Source organism: Spongiibacter nanhainus, assembly GCF_016132545.1.
GTDB lineage: Bacteria > Pseudomonadota > Gammaproteobacteria > Pseudomonadales > Spongiibacteraceae > Spongiibacter > Spongiibacter nanhainus.
This window is the reverse complement of sequence record NZ_CP066167.1, coordinates 706,426-726,983: the sequence shown is the minus strand read 5'-3', so window position 1 is coordinate 726,983 and position 20,558 is coordinate 706,426. Positions and strand designations below refer to the sequence as shown.

General features: G+C 55.3%; 17 protein-coding genes. All 17 read right to left on the bottom strand.

What is annotated here, in order from left to right:
* Positions 1-23: 23 nt before the first annotated feature.
* The 17 genes from nadD to I6N98_RS03160 all read right to left on the bottom strand — a co-directional run bounded on the left by nadD (position 24) and on the right by I6N98_RS03160 (position 20,350).
* Positions 24-668, bottom strand: a complete 645-nt coding sequence (gene nadD / locus I6N98_RS03240; protein WP_198570379.1) for a nicotinate-nucleotide adenylyltransferase — start codon at positions 666-668, stop codon at positions 24-26.
* An 11-nt stretch (positions 669-679) separates the two neighbouring features.
* Positions 680-1,936, bottom strand: coding sequence for a glutamate-5-semialdehyde dehydrogenase (locus tag I6N98_RS03235; protein ID WP_198570378.1), 1,257 nt, complete (start codon positions 1,934-1,936; stop codon positions 680-682).
* Positions 1,937-2,168: 232 nt separating this feature from the next.
* A complete protein-coding gene (locus I6N98_RS03230) occupies positions 2,169-2,846 on the bottom strand; it encodes a hypothetical protein (RefSeq protein ID WP_198570377.1) in 678 nt (225 codons plus the stop codon).
* A gap of 438 nt (positions 2,847-3,284) precedes the next feature.
* Positions 3,285-3,908, bottom strand: coding sequence for an LON peptidase substrate-binding domain-containing protein (locus tag I6N98_RS03225; protein ID WP_198570376.1), 624 nt, complete (start codon positions 3,906-3,908; stop codon positions 3,285-3,287).
* A gap of 43 nt (positions 3,909-3,951) precedes the next feature.
* Positions 3,952-6,561: an efflux RND transporter permease subunit gene (locus tag I6N98_RS03220; RefSeq protein WP_198570375.1), complete on the bottom strand. Its 2,610-nt coding sequence runs from the start codon at positions 6,559-6,561 to the stop codon at positions 3,952-3,954.
* A gap of 107 nt (positions 6,562-6,668) precedes the next feature.
* Positions 6,669-7,256, bottom strand: coding sequence for a flavin prenyltransferase UbiX (locus I6N98_RS03215; RefSeq protein WP_273475628.1), 588 nt, complete (start codon positions 7,254-7,256; stop codon positions 6,669-6,671).
* A 69-nt stretch (positions 7,257-7,325) separates the two neighbouring features.
* Positions 7,326-8,690 carry a UDP-N-acetylmuramate:L-alanyl-gamma-D-glutamyl-meso-diaminopimelate ligase gene (gene mpl, locus I6N98_RS03210; RefSeq protein ID WP_198571520.1) on the bottom strand — a complete coding sequence of 455 codons (1,365 nt, stop codon included), beginning with the start codon at positions 8,688-8,690 and terminating at the stop codon, positions 7,326-7,328.
* Positions 8,691-8,789: 99 nt separating this feature from the next.
* A complete protein-coding gene (locus tag I6N98_RS03205) occupies positions 8,790-9,953 on the bottom strand; it encodes an alginate export family protein (protein WP_198570374.1) in 1,164 nt (387 codons plus the stop codon).
* Positions 9,954-10,615: 662 nt separating this feature from the next.
* Positions 10,616-11,305, bottom strand: coding sequence for a cupredoxin domain-containing protein (locus I6N98_RS03200; protein ID WP_198570373.1), 690 nt, complete (start codon positions 11,303-11,305; stop codon positions 10,616-10,618).
* Positions 11,306-11,392: 87 nt separating this feature from the next.
* Positions 11,393-12,427, bottom strand: coding sequence for an AgmX/PglI C-terminal domain-containing protein (locus tag I6N98_RS03195; protein WP_198570372.1), 1,035 nt, complete (start codon positions 12,425-12,427; stop codon positions 11,393-11,395).
* The gene (locus tag I6N98_RS03190) at positions 12,427-12,942 is read right to left on the bottom strand and encodes a biopolymer transporter ExbD (protein WP_198570371.1); all 516 of its coding nucleotides are present in this window, start codon (positions 12,940-12,942) and stop codon (positions 12,427-12,429) included. Before I6N98_RS03190 ends, I6N98_RS03195 begins: the two co-directional genes overlap by 1 nt.
* Positions 12,942-13,523 (bottom strand): ExbD/TolR family protein, encoded by a 582-nt coding sequence (locus I6N98_RS03185; protein ID WP_198570370.1) that lies wholly within the window; start codon positions 13,521-13,523, stop codon positions 12,942-12,944. Before I6N98_RS03185 ends, I6N98_RS03190 begins: the two co-directional genes overlap by 1 nt.
* A 56-nt stretch (positions 13,524-13,579) precedes the next feature.
* Complete coding sequence (locus I6N98_RS03180) at positions 13,580-14,227, bottom strand: MotA/TolQ/ExbB proton channel family protein (RefSeq protein WP_198570369.1); 648 nt, start codon at positions 14,225-14,227, stop codon at positions 13,580-13,582.
* Between the two features lie 65 nt (positions 14,228-14,292).
* A complete protein-coding gene (locus I6N98_RS03175) occupies positions 14,293-14,619 on the bottom strand; it encodes a hypothetical protein (RefSeq protein ID WP_198570368.1) in 327 nt (108 codons plus the stop codon).
* Between the two features lie 91 nt (positions 14,620-14,710).
* Complete coding sequence (locus I6N98_RS03170) at positions 14,711-15,328, bottom strand: tetratricopeptide repeat protein (protein WP_198570367.1); 618 nt, start codon at positions 15,326-15,328, stop codon at positions 14,711-14,713.
* Complete coding sequence (locus I6N98_RS03165; RefSeq protein WP_198570366.1) at positions 15,315-18,281, bottom strand: tetratricopeptide repeat protein; 2,967 nt, start codon at positions 18,279-18,281, stop codon at positions 15,315-15,317. The genes I6N98_RS03170 and I6N98_RS03165 overlap by 14 nt, the downstream gene beginning before the upstream one ends.
* 86 nt (positions 18,282-18,367) lie before the next feature.
* On the bottom strand, positions 18,368-20,350 hold the full coding sequence (locus tag I6N98_RS03160; RefSeq protein ID WP_198570365.1) for a hypothetical protein: 1,983 nt from the start codon (positions 20,348-20,350) through the stop codon (positions 18,368-18,370).
* Positions 20,351-20,558: the final 208 nt, after the last annotated feature.

Below are 20,558 nucleotides of genomic sequence, written 5' to 3'. Positions count from 1 at the left end.
CTCGGGCGACTTGCTGTCAGTCACTATCGGTATAAGTCCTGTTGGTCAATGCATTCTGCCACAGCCTCAGGCACAAGGTAGCGGATCGATTTGCCTTCGGCTACCCGGCGGCGGATATCGGTGGCGGAAATGGGGAGCTGAATCAGCTCCATTACGTAAAAACCGCCGGAGGCCGCCATAGCAAACTGCGACGGGCCGGCCAGACGGCGGGGGGCCACCTCGTCGCGCACCGCGTCGTCCGCGCTCAGCGGATGGCCGGGGCGTTTCAACACCAGCAGGTGGGCGAGACTGAATAGCTCACGCCACTGTTGCCAGTGATGGAGGTTGTTAAAGGCGTCGCTGCCGATCACCACCGTCAGGGCCGGGCCGGCGCCCAGCTCCCCGCGCAACTCCCGCAGGGTATCCACAGTGTAGGACGGCTCGTCCCTGCGCAGCTCACGGGCATCCACATTTAAGCCGGGCTCCGGGGCCACCGCCGCCTCCACCATAGCCAGCCGCTGGCGGCTGTCGGCGCCGGGCGCCCCCCGCAGCGGTGGCTGATGATTGGGCAGCAGGCACAGCTCGTCGGCGGCCAGCGCTTCACGAACCTCAATGGCCGAGCGCAGATGGCCAATGTGCACCGGATCGAAGGTGCCACCAAACAGCGCGATGTGTTCCCGCTTTGCCATTACATCACCGCTTAAGTGCGAATGTGGCCGTCACCAAAGACCACCCACTTCTGAGAGGTCAGCCCTTCCAGGCCCACCGGGCCACGGGCATGAATTTTGTCGGTGGAAATACCAATCTCGGCGCCGAGGCCGTACTCAAAGCCATCGGCAAAGCGAGTGGAGGCATTGATCATCACCGAGCTGGAATCCACCTCCCGCAGAAAACGCCGGGCTTTGGTGTAGTTCTCGGTAACAATAGACTCGGTATGGCCGGAGCTGTACTGGGCAATATGGTTCATGGCCGCATCGAGGCCTGCCACCACCCTAATAGACAGAATGGGCGCCAGGTATTCGGTGGCCCAATCTTCGTCACTGGCCTCAACGGCGCCATTCAAGACCTGCCGGGTACGGGGGCAACCCCGCAGTTCGACACCGGCCTTTTGCAGCGCCTCGGCAATGCCCGGCAGCAGTTCTTCTGCCCGGGACTCTGCTATCAGCAGGGTTTCCATGGTGTTGCAGGTGCCAAAACGCTGGGCCTTGGCGTTCACCGCAATGGCCAGCGCCTTGTCACCATCGGCGTCGTCATCGATATAGACGTGGCAAATGCCGTCCAAATGTTTGATGACGGTCACCGTGGCATCTCGGCTGATGCGCTCAATCAAGCCTTTGCCGCCCCGGGGCACCACCACATCCACGTACTCGGGCATGGTGATCAGCTCGCCCACTGCGGCGCGGTCGGTGGTTTCCAGCACCTGCACGGCAGTTTCCGGCAAACCGGCGGCCGCTAGACCCTGACGAATGCAGGTCGCCAGCGCCTGATTGGAATGAATCGCCTCACTGCCACCGCGCAAAATGGCGGCGTTGCCAGATTTGAGACACAAGCTGGCGGCCTCGATAGTCACATTGGGGCGAGACTCGTAAATGATACCCACCACACCGAGGGGTACCCGCATCTTACCCACTTGAATCCCACTGGGGCGGTATTTGAGGTCGCTGATCGCGCCCACTGGATCGGGCAGGGCCGCCACTTGTTGCAGGCCCTCAATCATGCCGTCGATACGCGCCGGCGTCAGCGCCAGCCGGTCCAACAACGCGGCGTCCAGGCCGGAGCGTTCCCCGGCAGCCAGGTCTTCAGCGTTAGCCTTGGCAATCGCCTCGCGCTGCTCGTTGATGGTCTCGGCAATAGCCAGCAGCGCGCGATTTTTAATGCCGCTCTCCGCCGCCGACAAGGTCCGTGCGGATTGGCGGGCTCGCTGCCCCAATTGCTCCATGTACTGCTTGACGTCCATCGCGCCGTCTTCCCGTTATATCTGTGAAGAAAAAGGCGCCCAGTATAACGAATTGTGGATTTGCCCACTATGGTTCTAGGGAATGGTCCTAGGGAGTGGTTCTAGGGAACGGCCACAGAGAATGGGCCTAGGGACCGGACCTAGCAAACGGACCTAGCGAACAGACCCAAGGAGAAGGGCGTCGCTGAAAACAAGGCGGCGGCTGCCGCCCGTTTATAAACTTAAAGCAGTATTACAGCAAAACCGGGGTCAAGCCGCCGACTACACTCAGCAGATCAAGCCCGCCGAGCAGATCACCTGTCAGGGTTGGCACAATTACGACCAAACCGGTATCGGTGAGAAGCGGGTTAACAATGGGCAACACTGTGGGCAGCAAGCCACCCACAACACTTACTGGGTCCAAGGTACCCAGCAGATCTCCGACCGGCAAATCCTGACCGCCCAGCAAACCAGACAGAATCGGCGCCACTTCAGTGACCAAGCCCAGCACGATGGGGATCAAGTCCAAACCACTGGGACCGAGAAGATCCAGGGACAATAGATCACCGCCCAACAGGCCGCCACCGAGCAAGTCACCACCCAGCAAGTCGCCAACCAGTGGCAGACCACCGCCACCAAGCCCATCCAAAGGCACAATGGCCAGCAGATCACCGCCTAACAGGTCGCCACCCAACAGGTCACCGACAACGGGTAAGCCGCCACCGCTCAGTCCATCCAAAGGAACGATGGCCAACAAATCACCACCGAGCAAGTCACCCACTACGGGGATACCGCCTCCCAACAAATCCCCACCTAACAAGTCTCCGCCGAGCAGATCGCCGACGATAGGTAGGCCCGGTGCCGCGTGGGCCGTACTACCAAAGCCAAATAGGGTACTGAGGCAAAACGCCATTACTCTCAGGGTTTTCATTTCGTAACTCCTAAATCCAAGGTTTTTAATTAACTGCCACGGAGATGTGTTGTTATGTTTTGATCTCTTCTGCAACTCGGTTATGAGCAAGGGAAGTGCCATTCCAATATGGTCTTTTATTTTCAGAAGCTTTTTGTGACGCAGCTCACAATCACTGTATTGACAGTAAGGATTTTTAATCGATGACTAACGTAGAGTTGTCAGCAGTTGGCGGAATAAGCCAACAATTCAACGCATTTCCAGACCATCGTTTCTGCAAACACCCTTCGACTCCACAGCGGTAGTAACGCGCGCGACATCACCGCCCTGAGCGGAATCGCACTAACAATGGGCGTCGCAGCTAAGTTTAGGTGTGATTAAACGGAAGATCATGGCGCACAACGCACCACGGCGAGTCAAGGTTGGCAGGGCTACATTGGAGTAGATCTTACAAGACGTTTACGACGCGAGGATTTCCACCAGGTCGTTAAGCATGTCCAGGCGGTGCCGGGGGTCTTCGGTCTGCAGCATGCCATACACCTCTTTTTGAGGCAGGGGAAGCAACTGCGCGAGGCGAAATACCAAATCGCCAATGCCGGAAGCCGACATCGACATACCCAGGCGCTTGACATGGGGGTGCTCCCCTAATTGCTCCAGGAGAGCCAGCAAGGATTCGCTAGCGTCAGTTAGAGGCAAGTCGCCGGCATACGGCCGCCACTGAATATCGCCAACGTTCAGCCCATTGTCGAGCTGCCGGGAAGCCAATAGTGAAAACCGCCGCTGCCCTTCTATAACAATACTCAACAAGCCGTCGTCGGTTTGATCCCAGTCGACAATCATCGCCTCAGTGCCGATTGCCGCCAGACTCGGTGCGTCGCCGGGTTTGGCAACTTCACTGCCACCATCCTCCAGCCAGACCACACCAAAACTGCTGCCCTCGCGCATGCAGTCCCGCACCAGATCAAGGTAACGGCGTTCAAATATTCGCAGGGCCATACGCCCGCCGGGCACCAGGACAGTACCTAAGGGAAACAGCGGGTAATTGTCGAGATTGTCCTCTAAGCGGGTACGCTGATCTGTCATGCCGTCGTGCTTTTACTCCAATACTGGTTAGCGTGCTCTGCCTTTATTGAGTTTCCGGGCCAAGAGGCTTGATGATCAGAATCAACTTGGGCAGCAACATCATTGAGCCTAACAGGGCCGCCAACATTGCGCCGGCGGTGAGCAAGCCGAAATAAATGCTGGGGGTAAAGTTGGACAAGGCCAGAATCGAAAAACCAAAAATGATAATGACCGAGGTGTAGTACATGGCTCGGCCGATGCTGGCATGACAGCGATACATGGTATCCAGGTAATTGCCGCTGTCTGGGAATTCCGCCTTAAAGCGATGAACATAGTGAATGGCATGGTCGACACCAATACCCACCGTAATCGCCGCGATGGTGATGGTCATCATATCCAGTGGAATACCCACCAGCCCCATGCCCCCTAAAACCATCCCCGCTGCCAGCAGGTTGGGCGCCAGAGCAATTAACGCCAAACGCAGAGAGCGGAACAGCACCATAAACATCGCCAGAATAGCCACAAACACGGCACTCAAGGTCAAAATCTGAGAGGTAAACAAGCTCTGTAGCATATTGTTATAGAGCACCAGCATGCCGGTGAGATGGACCTGCTCTTCCTGGAAACCCAATTCATTGATTAAATGGGCCCGCACTTCTTTTAGAAACTCGTTGCGTTGCAGTTCTTTGCTGGTTTCCTTGACCCGCAGGCTAATACGAGCCTGATCGACCTCGGGGGCCAAATAGGGGTCGAGCAGAATCTGGTTGATGGACTCCGGCAGGGAACGTTGCGCCAATGCCAGCTGCAAATCGTCAACATTGCCCATGACCATCTGCATCAGTTCATAAAAGGTGGCCAGTGATAACACCTTGCCGGTTTCCGGCAGGCTATCCAGGTAGTCGTGTACCTCCTGCACCCGCTGCATCCCCGCTACGGTAAACCATTGGCTTTGCGCCGTACTGGAACTGCTGCCGCCAAAATCATCCCCGAAGTCATCCCCAAAATCATCGCTGAAATCGTCAGCGAAATCGTCGCCAAAATCCGCCGCCGGCTCATCAAAGGCGGAGGAGAAGTCGTCTTCGGCGGGTGCTGCAGCCACATCCGGTTCGGCAAAGGCATCGCTAAACTCGTCCTCAGCCGGGTCACTGGCTAGTTGCGGTTCGACCTTGGGGCGATCGAGGATAACGTCCAGGCCGATGGTGCCGCCGAGCTCAGCGTCGATGGTCTCCATGCCCTGATAGATTTCAGTGTCTTCATGGAAGTAATCAATGAAGCGGTTTTCCACTTTCAGCTGGCTGATACCCCAGGCACTGGTGCCCAGCAACAGCACCGACACCAGCACCACCACACCTCCGGCCCGTTCGGTCACAATGGCAAAGTAGTGGGTAAAAGAGCTATCACCCTCGGCGCCACCTTTCTCCTGGCGGGGTTTGAGCAACATCAGCACGCAGGGCAAAACCAGGAAGCTCAGTAGCAAAGCCACCACCACGCCGATGGTCATCATCCAGCCAAAATCGATTACCGGGCGGATTCCGCTTACAACCAGTGAGGCAAAGGCCACCAAGGTAGTCAACGCAGTGTAAATACAGGGGCGGGCCATTACCCTCACGGTTTCGGCAACCCGCTCAAACTGGTTCCACTGGGGCTGGGTAGCAGAAATTTCCCGATAGCGCACCACCAAGTGAATATTGATGGCCAGCGAGATTATCAGCAGTAACGCGACAAAGTTGGCAGAAATCACTGTCAGCCGCCAGTCCAGGAACGCCAACAGCCCCAGCATCAGTACCACTGTAAGCAGGCAGTTCAGCAAGGGTATCAACACCCAGCGCAGGCTGCGGAAAATCACCACCAACAGCGCCACAATAAAACCGAGAATGCCAGCGCCAAAGTTTTTCAAATCGCTTTTTACAAAGTCGATCATATCGACGGCGATCATCGGTACACCGCCCAGAAACAACTTGGCGTCATCTCTGAAGTCATCGAGAATCGCCCGGGCCTCAGCCACCAATACTTCCTGGCGCTCGTGGACTTCCACGGTGTAGTCGTCAAAGGCTTTCTCAGCAGCGGCCAGTTCCTGGTGGCGATCAAAGTCTTCTTGCTTTGCCGCTTCTCGCAACGCGTCCCGCTTGTTTAACAAATCAAAGTAGTGGGTATCCCGTTTTAGGTTGACCTGTAAAGCAGTAGTGCTGCCATCTGGGCTAGTGAGTAGTGAGCGATAAATGGGGCTATTGGAAAACTCTTCACGGGCCATGTCGATATTGGCGCCGCCTCCTTCAATCGTGGGGATATTGCCGGAGGTGACATCGGTGAGAGATACCGGCGGACTCTGCAGTAGCGGCACATCGAGAATACTGGTGACCTTGGACACGTTGGGCAGGGTCGCCAATCGATCCCGCAACTTCTCCAGGGTCTCAAGTTGGGCGGGGGCGAACAGGTCGCCCTCGGGCTGGAAGGTCACCACCAAATAATCCTCAGTTTGGTAGCGTTTACTGATCTCGCGAAAATACTCCAGGGACTTGTCCCCCTCCAGCACCAGCGCTTCTGAGGAGGCATCCAGTTTCATTTGCGGAATATGGCTGCCCAGCCAGGCAATGAGTGCCAGCAGGATCACCAGCACCCAGGGTGCCGGTTTCAGAATCAGAGTTTGGTAGAGCGAAGCCAGCCGTGAGCTCATGACAGATCCTTTAGTTAGCGCAATAGAGTTAGCGAATCCATCGCGTTTTGGAGTAATTACGTTATGTCGGTGTATATGCCAGCCCAGATGTGGGACGGGCTAGGTATTCAGCCCCGCTCTTCTCCCCAGCGCGGCACCAATTGTTGATCTATACCCAAGTGATCCAGCACCCGCGCCACCACAAAATCCACCAGATCCTCCACTGACTGGGGCTGGCGATAAAAACCGGGCGACGCGGGCATGATGGTGGCGCCCATTTGACTAAGACTCAACATATGCTGAAGGTGAATAGTGGACAAAGGCATTTCCCGGGTCACCAGAATCAACTGGCGACGCTCCTTTAGCACCACATCCGCCGCCCGCTCTATCAGGTTATTACTGGCGCCGCAGGCAATGGCAGACAGCGTTCCGGTGCTGGCCGGGCACACCACCATGGAGGTTGGCGCACCACTCCCCGAGGCTACCGGCGCCATCCAGTCTTCAGCGCCGTGGACCTGGAGCTGACCCTCGGCACAGTCGAAGCGTTCACACAGCATCTGTTGCAGCGCGGCGGGCTTTGGGGGCAAAGTCAGCTCTGTCTCGGTGGCCACTACCAGCAGTGCGGCTTTAGAGATCATAAAGTGTACCGGGCAACCGGCCTGTAACAGGCACTCTAATAAGCGTAAGCCATACTGAGCGCCGGATGCCCCGGTCATGGCCAAGGTTACCGGCTTCTGTGTTGTCACCACTCTGGCGTCTCCCACCGACTCCACCATTTTATGTGTTTATTGTGTATTGCGCTGACGCAGCGCGCTGAGAATCTGCTGATGAACGCCGCCAAAACCGCCATTGCTCATGATCACCAGGTGATCACCAGTTTGCAGGGAAGTCGCCAAATCAGCCACCGTGGCCGCGAGATCATGACTCAGTTCCACGGGCACCGGGCTGGCGGCGATCACTGATTCCAACGACCAGTCCAAACCCGGCGGCTGATACCAGATCACTTGGTCGGCACAGGCTGTGGCGGGTGCCAGCCGATCTTTATACACCCCCATACGCATGGTGTTGGAGCGCGGTTCAATCAGCGCCACAATCCGCCCACTATTAACACGCCCCCGCAGGCCCTGCAGAGTCGTCTCAATGGCGGTGGGATGGTGGGCGAAATCGTCATACACTGCCACACCACCAATGGTGTCCAACAACTCCATGCGCCGCTTCACACCTTGAAAGCGCGACAGCGCAGCAATACCGTCAGCCGGCGACACTCCAACATGCCGGGCTGCAGCCAGCGCGGCAATGGCATTTTGCTGATTATGAGCACCGGTGTGTTGCCACTCCACAATTCCCTGCTCACGCCCGGCCAACAACACAGCAAAGCGGGAGCCGTCGTCTTGGAGCGAGCGCACCTGCCAATCCCCTTCCACCCCCAGCGATTCGCACTCGCTCCAACAGCCCATTGCCAGCACCTCTTCTATTGCGGGAGTGTTGGCGGGATAGAGAATACGACCGGTGCCGGGAACGGTGCGAACGACGTGGTGGAATTGGCGCTGAATCGCCGCCAGGTCGTCAAAAATATCGGCGTGATCAAATTCAAGATTGTTGATAATCAGGGTACGCGGCCGGTAGTGGACAAATTTTGAGCGTTTGTCGAAGAAAGCGCTGTCGTACTCATCGGCCTCGATGACAAAAAAATCCGACTCGCCGAGCCGGGCCGATATGCCAAAGTCGGCAGGTACCCCGCCAATCAAAAAGCCGGGGTGATAGCCGCAGTCCTCAAGAATCCAAGCCAACATACTGCTAGTGGTGGTCTTGCCGTGGGTGCCGCTACAGGCCAGCACCCATCGCCCTTGCAATACGTGGTCGCTTAACCACTGGGGCCCGGAAGTATAGGGCAAGCCTCTATCCAACAGGTACTCAACAGCCGGGTTGCCACGGGACATGGCATTGCCCACCACCACCATGTCTGGCGCAGGGTCGAGGTGAGCGGGCTCATAGCCCTCCATGAGAGTAATGCCCTGAGCCTCCAGCTGAGTACTCATTGGTGGGTAAACATTGGCGTCAGAGCCGGTCACGGTGTGGCCCAGCTCCCGGGCCAGCATCGCCAAGCCCCCCATAAATGTGCCGCAAATACCCAGAATATGAATGTGCATAAACAAACATGCCACGCAGTTAAAACTGCGTGGCATGTTAGCACCGCTGGGGCGCAAGCACTACGCGCTATCTAACCCTAGCGCTGGGCACTCCTGGCATTAAAAACTCATACCCACCCACACCCAAAGTTTGTCGGTATCCACACCAAACTCGTCGGCGGAGTATGAGGCGTATTTGATGCCGGCATTGTAGTACTTGCCAAACTTCTTGCTATACACGGCGTTAATCTCATCGCCATAGTTATCGACACCGCTACTGTCGTCGTCAGCGCTGAAATCGTGATAAACCACCATCCACTTTCCTCCAGCAAGGCCACCGGCCACAGAGATATAGGTGTCTACCAGCCCGCCCGCTGGCGTAAAGATGAAGGTATCGGCCCAGCCATTAAACTTATGAAGTGTTGCCAATGGCGTCAGGAAACCGTAGTTGCCGTCATCTGAGCCCAGCACTTCATAGCCCAACTTTGCGGTAATGCCCGAAGCACTCACACCGCCCTCTAGCTTGTGGTAATCGGCATCAAATTCGGTGTTGTTGGGCTCAGCGCTCTGGGTCGCTATTTCGGCACTATACAAAACTTTGAGGTCGTCACCAGCCGCACCGGTAAAACTCACCCCGGAGGTATCCATAGTGGCATCGTTGCCGTAATCGTTTTTGAGGCGGTAGGAGTAAGCCACCAATTTGCCCACCGGCGTGGTATAGGACACATTGAGCAAATGGTCCTTGACCTCTTCATCCGCTGCCTCGGCAAAAATGCGGTTGCGCTGGGTAATATAGGCGTAGTTGACGGTCAAATCCTTGCTGGGGGATATGCTGAAAGACAGACCATCGAAGGTTTGCTTGTCCTGGCGCCAGCCCACGTGTCCGACAAAACGGTGGCCGTCGTAGGTCAATACCTGACGACCCAGTTTGGCGGTAAACATATCGCCCTTGTACTGCACAAAAGCCTGATCCAGCTCCGTGGTCTCTGGGTCGGCAATCACCGAGTACTCCCCGGGTTTGTAGCCGGCTGGCCCTACTGTGTAGTCGCCTTCACCGGCAACAATGCGATTATCTTCAAGCTCCAGTGTCGCTGAGAAGCCACTCACTGCCGCGGTGGTGTACCCCAGCTTTGTCCGCAATGTCAGCGCTGTCGCATCATCGACAGCATTGTCCTGGTCCACAGACTCGTAGCGCAGACGAAAATCCCCGTACGCTGTTCCCGATTTAACAGCATCACCGATGGTATCGGCTTGCGCATAGCCAGCGATGAGGGTGGCGATCACGACAGTCGCCTTTGTGTTGTTAAGAATGCCTTTTCTCACGTATTAAACCTCTGTTGTTCGACGGATCGATGGCGCCTCGAGTACCTCGGTAAATCCGAGTTGTTAACCCAAAAAGCGCCCCGGCAATACCGGGGTAAAGGGTCTTTGGCTTTGGCGTAGATGTTGTCGAAAATGCACCATAGACGACCACAATGGCAAAGGTTATGCCAACCCAGATCGCACCAAAATGGGGAATTCGCCAAGTTACTAACGCAAAAGAGAATAATAAAAATATTTTTATTCAAATTTTCTCAATTAGGTTAATTTTTGCACAGCATATATTCACCGCCTATCGACCCACAAAAAGGCATCGGTCTTTTTTTCGCACAACAATAAAGCCGCCAAATAAGGTTGCCGCGAACCACTTTTGCACCAACGGTGCGCATCCCGATAAACCACGAACCTGCCAGCGGAATGGCGACCACAGATTTAAGCGGCGCAATAGCACGACGCCAACAGCCTTATGGCCATGAGCGGCAGTGAGGTTGAAGACTAGGAATTAAGGGCAGATTTATAGCTAGAAAAAAGGGCCCATCTGGGGAATGGGCCAAGGCACGGGAACAGGATTAACCGGGCAAGAGTAAAATTGTGGCGGGCACTAAGCAGTTGCAGGTTCTACAAAATCAGGGCGTTACGTGTACCGTCCCCGACATGCGCTTGCCGTGTATTGCGCAGATAAAAGGGTAGTCCCCAGGTTGATCAAAGGTACGTGAGTAAGCGGCATCGTGACGCAAGCGCTGGCTCTTCACCTTATCGTCGAACAAAATAATATGGTTAGAGCCATCGTGGTTCTCAAACACAACCGTCGTACCCGCCTCCACCGTAATTTCAGTAGGTTCGAAACGCATAAAATCCACAATCATGATTTTGGCCTCATCACTGTCAGCCATGTTGGGCGCGCCCGACTTCATCGCATGCGTCGGCCGGGCCGATACAGACACCGATGTAGATACCGTCGAAACAGCCCCCTGTACAGCAGCAGACACCTTGGGCTCTCCCTCTACCACCACAACACCTTTCATTGAGCGATGAACGCCACATCGATAGGGATATTCCCCCGGCGATGTAAAGGTATGACTAAAGGTGGAGCCACGCTGTAATCGCCGGCTTTCTTTATCCTCAACAACTACGGTATGGCGTGAAGAGGCATCACTGGTCCAGGTGACCGTTTCACCGGCCTGCACGGTTATTTTTTCCGGTTTAAACGAATAGCCGTCAATGGTGACTTCTCCCGCCAGTGCCGAGCTCGACAACATACCGATGACTACGCTTCTTCCTAGCGCATGAGTGTAGCCAGTAAACGTTTTTTTCATGGTTCCTCCGGTAACAACACCCCTAAGTTCACGCCACTGTTATCTTTGCTCACGGCTACCGCGACTACTTGGTGGAAATCGCGGGCACTATGAACGCACATAATTGATGGGATAACTGGGGTAGGTAAATTGCGGTACATTTTTAGGTTCAAATCGCAGCATCTTCACGCGAGCAAGGATGCGTTGATGCAAGCTTGGGTTTTGAAAGCTAGACGACACCAAGCGGCAATCAACAACGTCGCCACTGGGTGAAATCGTTAAACTCACCACGATTGCGCCGGAGTCGATACTGCCATCGGTACGTGCAGCCCGACTAAAAATCGCAGAGAAAGCGCTCTTATTGCGGTCAAATGCCAGTTGTATTTCCTCTAAGCTTCGCCCCGACCGGCCCGACGCAGCGGCGGACGGCCTCGACGACGCAACGGTACTTGGAAGCTCCCGCTGAATATTAGAATCAGCCACATGGGAGGCCAGCTGGGCATCTGATACCGGGCCGGCAACGCGCTCCGCCTTGAACTGCTGACTACCGGCGCTACGCCGCACTGCATCAGCACGGACGGCATCATCGATGTCTGGCCCCTGCAGCCCTCGCCGAGCGATATCGGCATCGTCCCGCAGTTGGCCACTGGCAGACCGCATGTGACTATCGGCATTGCGGAGGGACTGTAAGTCCTGCTGCATGGCTAACAGCCCGGCGTCTCTGGCTTGCTCTCGGGCACTCTTGGGCGGCGGAGCAAGTGGCTTGGGCTCATTGCGTGGCTGTGGTGTCGCTTTTTCAGCAACTTTGTTTTCAATGACGGGTGGCGGTGCTATCGCCGCGATTTCCTCGTCCGGCACCTGACTGATAGGTGGCTCTTCAACGATTTCCGGCAACTCCGGCTCCACCTGTGGCTTGGCCTCGGGAACCGGCGGCGCCAGCAACAACTGAACAACCCGCTCGATCGGTTCTTGTTCCTCTGGCTCCAACACCAATGGCGGCAACAAACGCGACCACAGTGCCGTGGCGACAAGTAGCAGACAAAATGACAAAACCAATCGGCGGAAACGTTTGTCCGCCTCCTTGGCCAACCCCCATCGGTCTCCGCCAAATTGCCCCGTATCAAGTTGCAGCTCCCCCGCCATCACGCCCCTCCTTTGTCCACCTGCGCGGCTTCACGCAGGGCTAGCGAAACCTTGGTATAGCCAGCCTCTGAACAACTCGCCAGCACTCGCTTGAGGAGGTGGTAGGGGGTACCTTGATCGGCCACGACATTGAGCGCTCGGGGCGACGCCGTCGTCGCTGCCAGCGCACCACTTCCCGTGGTGATATCCTCTGCGCCAAGAGCCGTGGTGAGCTCTCGGAACCCAGTCGCCTCCACAGCCTCCGTCGGTTCTGGTATGGGCATAACAGGTATTTCATTGACAAAAATATGGCTGCGATTGACGGCGACGACCACCTTATCTTCTACGCGCTCTTCCGCCTGCGAGAAAGGCACCTTTAGTTCCTCGTACTCGGGTATCACCACCACGACCAGTGCGTTCACCAAGAGGTAAAACACCAAGATGGCGAAGATGTCGATCAGTGACACCACATTGATTTCAGTATGGGCCAGCATTCGATTGACCCGCTTTTGACGCTTGGGGTTTGCTGCAGCCATTAGCGAATCACCTCCCCAGCCAAAACGTCACCCAGTGAAATATCGGGGAACATTGCCTTCGTCTCCCCTGGGAAACGGCTGATGATATCCATGACACTTACAATATCGGCATAGGCGATGCCGCTGGCGACTCTTAGAGTCGCGTGACTCTCATCGGGATTTGCCGCTTTGATACCCGCCAACATATCGCTCAGGGATCGGTGTAAATCACTCTGCTCAACAGTCCTGGGCAGGCGAGCCAATTCACCACTGTGGTCGGCGACAACAACACTGTCTTCTAATAGCGTCACCGAAAGAAGCAAAGGCTCGGATTCCAGTTCCGTGTTTTGCGCCTGAGCGGTGGCAGGCATGGCAACGGGCAGCTGCTGGTAGCGCCCGGCGGTTATCGAAGCGCCGGACAACAAGAAAAAAACCAGCACGGCGAACACATCAATCAGAGACACGATATTCAGCTGGGTACCGCGATGCATTGCGCTGCGTCGTTGATCACGCCGCGTTCGGCGTCGGCTCCGCCTGGAGGACGCGTCATCTTCAGTGTCAGGAAAACCGACCACCGGGAAAGCGTCATCGCCGCTACTCATATACACACCCCCTAGGATATTTACCCGTGCCTACACGCACTTTGGCCCGTCACCAATCAGGCCGCCAGCGCCATGGTCTGACCACTGCCCAGGCGCACAAAGCGAGCACTGACCGCTTCCAGGGAATCGATTAGTGTCATCGTTTTACTTTGCAACCAGGAGTGCAGCAGCAGTGCGGGGATAGCGACCATCAAACCAAAGGCCGTACAGCTCATGGCTTCAGAGATACCAGCGGATAGCATATTGGCTTTTTCAACCGGATCGGCACTGCCCAGCGCGGAAAACGCGGTGATCAAACCCAGTACCGTTCCCAGCAAGCCCAACAAGGTCGCTACATTGGAAAAAGTCGCAAGGTAATGGGTGCGGCGCTCAATGGTCGGTAGAATTTCCAGCAAACCATCCTCCACTGCTTGCTCGAGTTCACTGCGGCGGGGGTCCACTCGCCGCTGCTCAAACCCACCGTTCAATACCCGGGCTGCCGCCACTTTCGAACCCGCGGTCATTTGCTCGGCCTCACTAAAGTTACCGACCTTGAGTTGGGCTGACAGATCCGACCAAAAGCGACTGTTTTCCCGGGTCGCCTTCCACAAGAACAGAAAACGTTCCAGGGCAATGGCGAGAGTCAGCACCAATACCACCGCAATGGGGTACATAAACAGCCCCCCTTTCTCAAAAAAATCGACAATTGAATATGCATATTCCACGTTGTTTCCTCCAACTAAGAGTCACTACAGCAAGTCGCTTCGGCAGCCCGCGTCTGCGCAGCGTATTACCAATTGTTTCTGTTTAATCGCCACAGCCGGTAGGCCTTGCGCGCTTTTACCCATTGCGCATATCGCTCGAACTCTTCGACGTTAAGTCCGACCATCGGCGCATCCAGTAAACTGGGTGGCCGGTCAATATCGCTTGCCCGACTATTTTCCCAGGGCACTAGATAGAGACCTGTCGCCTGCTCTGTCTCACCAAATATTCTTGTGCCCACGTCGGCACTGGTCATAGCTTGCTCTGCTTCTACCGGTGGCTCTGTGCCCTCAGCCATCACTGTTAAACTAAAGATCAACAACGGCGCCGTTAGGCTTGTACTGGTAAATTTCATAAATAATCACCCGCTGAGTGAGCGCTAACTGTTAGTGGCCAGCCCCGGTGAAAACCACCACTCAATACCACTGTGCTTTTCCACCCCGGAGTCATCGGGCATCCGCCGTAGCAACACGGCGGCTCTCCAATTTTTCCTGCAGATCTCTGGCCCAAGCCGCGACAGGTAACTCGCTGTCACCGTTAAGCTCAAGATACTGACGGTAATACTCCAGCGCATCAGCTGGCTGACTGAGACCGGTATCGTAGAGAATGGCTAAATTCAGGTAAGCCGTAGCGTGGTCTGGCTTGCGCGCAATCGCCTGTTTAAGCCACATTTCCGCCGCCTGTAGTTCACCTAGCTCTTCACAGACTTGAGCAATCCAGGTCAGCGCAATAATGTTGTCGCGCTTAGCGGCTATCGCTTTAGAAAAATAACGTTTGGCCGACTCGAATTGGCGATTTTTAGCGGCCATGATGCCGAGATTGGTCAGCGGTCCAGTGTAGCGGGGATGACGCTTAACCAATTTGGTGAGGATCACCTCAGCTTCGCTGTTACGGCCGGATTTCATCAGCTGCAAAGCCTGCTGGTACTGTTCTTGTACACTTACCCGGGGTAGCGCGGAAGAAGTACGGGAAGTAGTCGCAACACTTCCTCCGCCGCCCTGGCTGGCGCAAGCTGTCATCATCAGGACTGCTATCAGCAGCAAGTACAAATTAACGTAGCGCATCGTAAACGGCCTCCAGCTTAGGCTGCTTGCGATAACGGGCGGGTTCCAGCTGGGTTAACGCCGCCAGACTTTTTCGCAGTTCGGTATTCCAGATACCGCTGTATAAGCGGGACAGATTCTCTTCAAACACAGCTATCGCTTTTTCTTCAAAAGGAAAGGCCTGTTCTTCGAGCAACATACTGTATTCAGCGAGGACATCGCTCTCTAAGCCGGAGGGTCGATCGGACTGCAGCAGGGCCTTGGCAAAATCTAGGTACAACATACCCAGCTCGTGAGAGGCTGCGGTGCTAACTGATGCAAATTGATACTGACTGGCACGATCAAGGGCAGCGATAGCCTCATCCATTGCAGCGCGACGACGTGCCAGACTGGCCTTCAGCGGCTGTTTTAGGGCTATTTTCCGGGCTCGCTGGATATCAATACGGGCCAATGCCAAGCTCGATTGGGCGGCGATCAATCGGCTGTCCTCTGGCAAATCAGGGTTTTGCTGATCTACAGCTACAATGTTTTCCAGCTGCCGACGATACCCCTTACCGTCTAGCGCCCCACCTTCACCCAAAATCTCAACGAGCTGCCAGCGTATGCGCTGAGCCTGATCCACAGGTTCCGGGAAGTGCTCCAGGTGCTCTTCATAGGTCAGTATTAAACTGGCTATATTGTTGTCGCGGCGATAGAGATCAGCCGCCTTTAGGCTGGCGTTGAAACGGATTTCCCGGTCGACCTTTTGCTGCATTGCAATTCGACGATAGGCTTCCGCTGCCGCGACGTAATTTCCATCCTCTTCATAGGCAGACGCGATCAAACCTCTGGCGTCCGGCACTAGGTCACTGGATGGGAACATCGTCATAAAACGGGCAAGTAAGGCCGCACTGTCCCGCCATTGCTCCAGCTCATAGCGGAGCACTGCAGCGTCATACAGAGCGGACTCCCGTATCGACTCATCCCTGGACAAGGCGACAACCTCTAGCAGTTTGCCAGCAGCGATCGTGCGTTGCTGAGCTTGGCCACTGTCCCGCAACGTTTCAGCGTAGCGGTATACTGCAAAGGCCTGCCTTTCGCGAACCTGATCTGCACGCGCCGTACCCGCTATAGACTCCAGCGCCAGTAGCTTGGAAAAGGCCTGCTCCGCCGCCGAGTACTGCTGCAAAGTCACATTCGATTCCGCGACCATCGCGAGCAGCTCAGCGCGCTGGCCCTCTGACAGGGCGGGGTTCTTCAACACTGAGGCAGAAGCCGAAATAAGCGCCTCGTACTGTTCTTGGCTGTACAGGACATTAAGGCTCCCCAGCTGCACACTTGTGGCGTCTTTGTGGTCTGGATAGTGGTTAACGAAGCGCTGGCTAGCCTCAAAAAATGACGTTAGCCCAGCATCACTAGTGGCATCGTCCAGGTCTAAGAGCGCTCGATAACTTTTCACCGAGGCCAGCGCGGCATCCGCAGCCCCCTCAAAGTCCGGGTATTGGTACCCCGCCCGAGCATAGGCTAGGGCAGCGGATTGCAGGTCGCCGGCGTTGTACAAGGCATCACCGTAATACACAGCCGTTTGCGCGGCTTCAGCGTGACTTGGGAACTTATCCAGTAGTCGCGCATGCCACTGGGCAGCCACCAGGAAACGGCTCGCGCGCTTGTCAGCTTCCGCTTCAGGTGTTTCCTTCGCTTCTTTGTGGCGCCAAGCGGCTATGTCGAGACAATAGCGAACCCAATTTTCTGCCACTTCATCTGTAGCACCGCTCTCTCCGACTCCCCCTTGCTCTGGCGCCAGCAACGGCTCAAACAGATCGATGTAGTCTTCTCTGGCGGTAATAGCCAAGGTAGCAAAGCCGCCAGCTTCCAGAGACGCTATCGCTTTGTCCATATAAGGTGCGGAGTCAACACTCGGCCCCTTGACAGTAACCATGCCTCGATAGACATCGGCCGCATCGGTATAGCGCTCTTTTTCTAATAAGTAGTCACCCAATTGGTGGTATATATCGTCGCGAAACCGGAGTGCGGAGGGCGTTGTAAAGCTATCTTGCAGAAGCAGAGATGTATCAGCAGCAAGGCTGAGGACACTCAGCCTCATCGCATCCCTTGCCATTTCTCTGTTTTCTTCCTTGATTATCTCTATAGGGGAAACCGCTTCTTCCGCGCTTAGAGATGCCAGATCAGGAAGTGCTACCGTCGTGGTTTCGCTGGCTAACAACTGCTCAAACAGCCCCCCCATATCGGTCAATGCCGCTTGATAGTCAGCCATCTGATAAAAACTCCAGCCCCGCTTGTAGAGGGCTATATCGCTGTACTCAGTATTTTCGTCTAAGAGTACGGCTGAATAGACTTCTGTTGCTCGCTGATATCGTTTTGCCTGAACGAGTAGTTCGGCGGCACGGAATTGCGCCTCACTGGCAATATCGCCGCTGTAGGGCGCCTCTGACGCCGCCAGTAAGTAGTGAATGGTGCGCTCCGGGTCCCCCGACAGCTCGTAAGCGCGGGCAAGTTGATAGTAGACCTGGGCACGATTTGTGTAATCTCGGTAGTCCCCCAGCAAAGATTGATAAGCCTCTATGGCCGCATCCAGTTGTGTGCTGACTCCCCCTTCACCATCGATCTGTAGCTGCTCTGCTCGCTCGATGCGAAGATCCGCGGAACGTCGTAGCGACTCGGCACGTACGGCTGGCTGAGCCTCAACGGAGACGACCTTGTCGTAGTGATCGATAGCATCGTCAGTGGAGCGTTCCAGCGCAGCCTGGGTGTTTTCCTTGGCTACAGTCACTGAGGCTGTCGCGGACTTTTCGACGGAAATTCCCATCTGCTCGGGACGCAGACCACTGTTGTCTATCAGCTCGCCAATGGTCTGGCTCTGCAGATCGCTACGAACGCCACTTTGACAGGCGACTAACAAGAGCTGAGCAGCGAACACCGCACAACAGCGGGACAGCGAACTCAACCTGACTCCCTTTCCCACGAGTGTAGCCATCGGTGTAGCCTCGGGTGGCTGGGGTCTGTGTAGGAAGGCCTTGCTCAAACCAGACCTGAACGAGGGACACTTACCAAGACTGCGCATCAGCGTTCACCTCCCTGCTCGCTATACCCCAGAAGCTGCTCCCTGCGGCGCTCATTAAGTCGCGCTAGAGCAAATCGTGACTCGGCGAGATAGGCTTCTGTGCGCTCAATATGCTCGGCGGTTATCATTTCCGCTACGTCATTAAACGCTTGGGATTGCTCGGCGATACGCGCCGTTAGACGCGATTCTAGGCTTTCTAGCTTTGCCAGCAAATGGGATAGGCTCGCACGACTACCCGTGCTGATCGAATCACTGTGTACTTCACTCAGACTTTGCTGATAGCGCCGGAACTCCTCCCGTACTACTGTCCATTGACGAAGTGCATCCAGCTCCAACATAACGGCAGGCGCTTCGATGACTAAAGACAGTGCCTCCTCATCATCACGCTCAAATCCACACAAACAGTCTCGCCAGCCACTGTCTTGCTGAGCAAAGTATGCGAGCAGATCGTCGACAAGCTTGCCTTGCTGTATTTCGCTTTTTAGATTGCTTAAGCGTTGAGAGGCCTGCAACAACGTGTCATCAGCCCGGCGGTAGCGCTCCTCAGCTCGATCCAAGGCACCGAAATGGGTTAGCGCATAGGGAATGACCAGCAAACCCTCCTGGACCTCTGCTGTCAAAGTGTTACCCGCCACCAGTTCCAGCCACGGTGACAAGGCATTGCGTAGGTCCGCCAGTTTTTCTCCAGAACCCACCGCCCAGGCATTGCGATAGGGCGCGTTGCGACGTGCCCACGCCACATACTCATCCGAGCCCGACCATAAGTAGTCCGCTTGGGGCTTACCTTCGACATCGATACTGCGTTCAGTTGGCCGCAGCAAAGCCCACCCCAAGCCGATAAGTGCTTTCTTGGCGTAGGGACTAAAGCGGCGTACGACTCGAAAATGCTGCGCGGCGCTGAGGTTTCGCCCCGTCTTTAGAAAGTAAAACCCCAGCTCAACGTTGATACGGTCCTGCAGTAGTCGTGCAGATTCCACATCATCCACTATATCCTCAACTGGAGCACTGGCAATTTCGACAAGTCCTTTTAGAGCCGCAGGCTCACGGCCATCCGCCAGTTCTGCCATCGCACTTCGGTATTGCCTGTACCAGTTTTCGACGCCAGGCGCCTGCCGAGTTTCTCCCTCGCTTCCAGCATCGTTAGTACTTACAGTTGTTACAACTTCTTCTGTTATGCTAATTCTTCCTGCGTCAACATCGACTTCGTTCCTGCCGAGTAGACTCGCGAGAAGTTCATTGCCGCTTAGAACGTGGTATCTTACTCGCCGCTCCAGCACCGCATGCGACTCCTGATCTGTCGACTCTCGCGACAGCACCTTGAGTTGCGACTTTTCTTTTAAGCCGAACAAGCTCGACTGCCTATCCAGCGACACCTCTATATAAAGCGGCTCACCGTCGACATTGAGGCTAATCTCTTTGGATACATTGATACGAGGTACATTCGCGGCCTCCAGATCGTCTTCGGCTACAAGCTTGCTCTTGACCGAATACGTCCCTGGCTTAAGCCACCAGGTTCCCAGCTCGTGTAACCCGCCTGCGCTGAGCGCCGCACTTTCCCGCGCGCTGTACCAATATTCTCGTGATTCTGCTAATTCGTCCCCACTATCCGCTTGGCCCTGTAGTTCCACGCTGACTTTACGCAATAAGATTTCTGCTAATGAATGGGACGTATACACCCGAACCGGTATGTATCCATCGACCCCTAGTAACTTTCGTCCACTACTAATTTCAGAAAGAATCGCTTCGGCCTTCTCTTCCAAAGAAGTATCACTATCATCTTCTAAGAAAGTACCACTATCTGCATCAACGATAAGCGACGCTTCAAATACCGGCCCAGCATCGCCATTGATTGGGTGACGTACCTCTCCATAGGAAGCAGTGTTTAAAACTGTGAACAAGATCACAAGTAGGATCTGTTGAATACGGGAGAGCGGCGCAAGCGCTGCGCAACTTGTTGTGGATCTATGTGGATGATGCTCCATTATGAGCCCTCCAACGTAAACTCCGTAATTGCAGTTACCGGCGAAAGTACACGTCGCTTTCGCGTTAGCAACCATTCAGTGGCGCGCCTCTGTAAAGAAGAGCCCGCATAATCAATGCGTTAGTGGAACTTAAGAGCCGAACACTCTTCGAAGCAACCTTTGCTTTTACAGCTGCACCCCAGCTCCACTCACTCGCCACTTACCTTTC

Coding starts and splice junctions, on each gene's coding strand:
- nadD (WP_198570379.1), bottom strand. CDS start 668: ATGGCAAAGCGGGAACACATCGCGCTGTTTGGTGGCACCTTCGATCCG.
- I6N98_RS03235 (WP_198570378.1), bottom strand. CDS start 1,936: ATGGACGTCAAGCAGTACATGGAGCAATTGGGGCAGCGAGCCCGCCAA.
- I6N98_RS03230 (WP_198570377.1), bottom strand. CDS start 2,846: ATGAAAACCCTGAGAGTAATGGCGTTTTGCCTCAGTACCCTATTTGGC.
- I6N98_RS03225 (WP_198570376.1), bottom strand. CDS start 3,908: ATGACAGATCAGCGTACCCGCTTAGAGGACAATCTCGACAATTACCCG.
- I6N98_RS03220 (WP_198570375.1), bottom strand. CDS start 6,561: ATGAGCTCACGGCTGGCTTCGCTCTACCAAACTCTGATTCTGAAACCG.
- I6N98_RS03215 (WP_273475628.1), bottom strand. CDS start 7,256: ATGACCGGGGCATCCGGCGCTCAGTATGGCTTACGCTTATTAGAGTGC.
- mpl (WP_198571520.1), bottom strand. CDS start 8,690: ATGCACATTCATATTCTGGGTATTTGCGGCACATTTATGGGGGGCTTG.
- I6N98_RS03200 (WP_198570373.1), bottom strand. CDS start 11,305: ATGAAAAAAACGTTTACTGGCTACACTCATGCGCTAGGAAGAAGCGTA.
- I6N98_RS03195 (WP_198570372.1), bottom strand. CDS start 12,427: ATGGCGGGGGAGCTGCAACTTGATACGGGGCAATTTGGCGGAGACCGA.
- I6N98_RS03190 (WP_198570371.1), bottom strand. CDS start 12,942: ATGGCTGCAGCAAACCCCAAGCGTCAAAAGCGGGTCAATCGAATGCTG.
- I6N98_RS03185 (WP_198570370.1), bottom strand. CDS start 13,523: ATGAGTAGCGGCGATGACGCTTTCCCGGTGGTCGGTTTTCCTGACACT.
- I6N98_RS03175 (WP_198570368.1), bottom strand. CDS start 14,619: ATGAAATTTACCAGTACAAGCCTAACGGCGCCGTTGTTGATCTTTAGT.
- I6N98_RS03170 (WP_198570367.1), bottom strand. CDS start 15,328: ATGCGCTACGTTAATTTGTACTTGCTGCTGATAGCAGTCCTGATGATG.
- I6N98_RS03165 (WP_198570366.1), bottom strand. CDS start 18,281: ATGGCTACACTCGTGGGAAAGGGAGTCAGGTTGAGTTCGCTGTCCCGC.
- I6N98_RS03160 (WP_198570365.1), bottom strand. CDS start 20,350: ATGGAGCATCATCCACATAGATCCACAACAAGTTGCGCAGCGCTTGCG.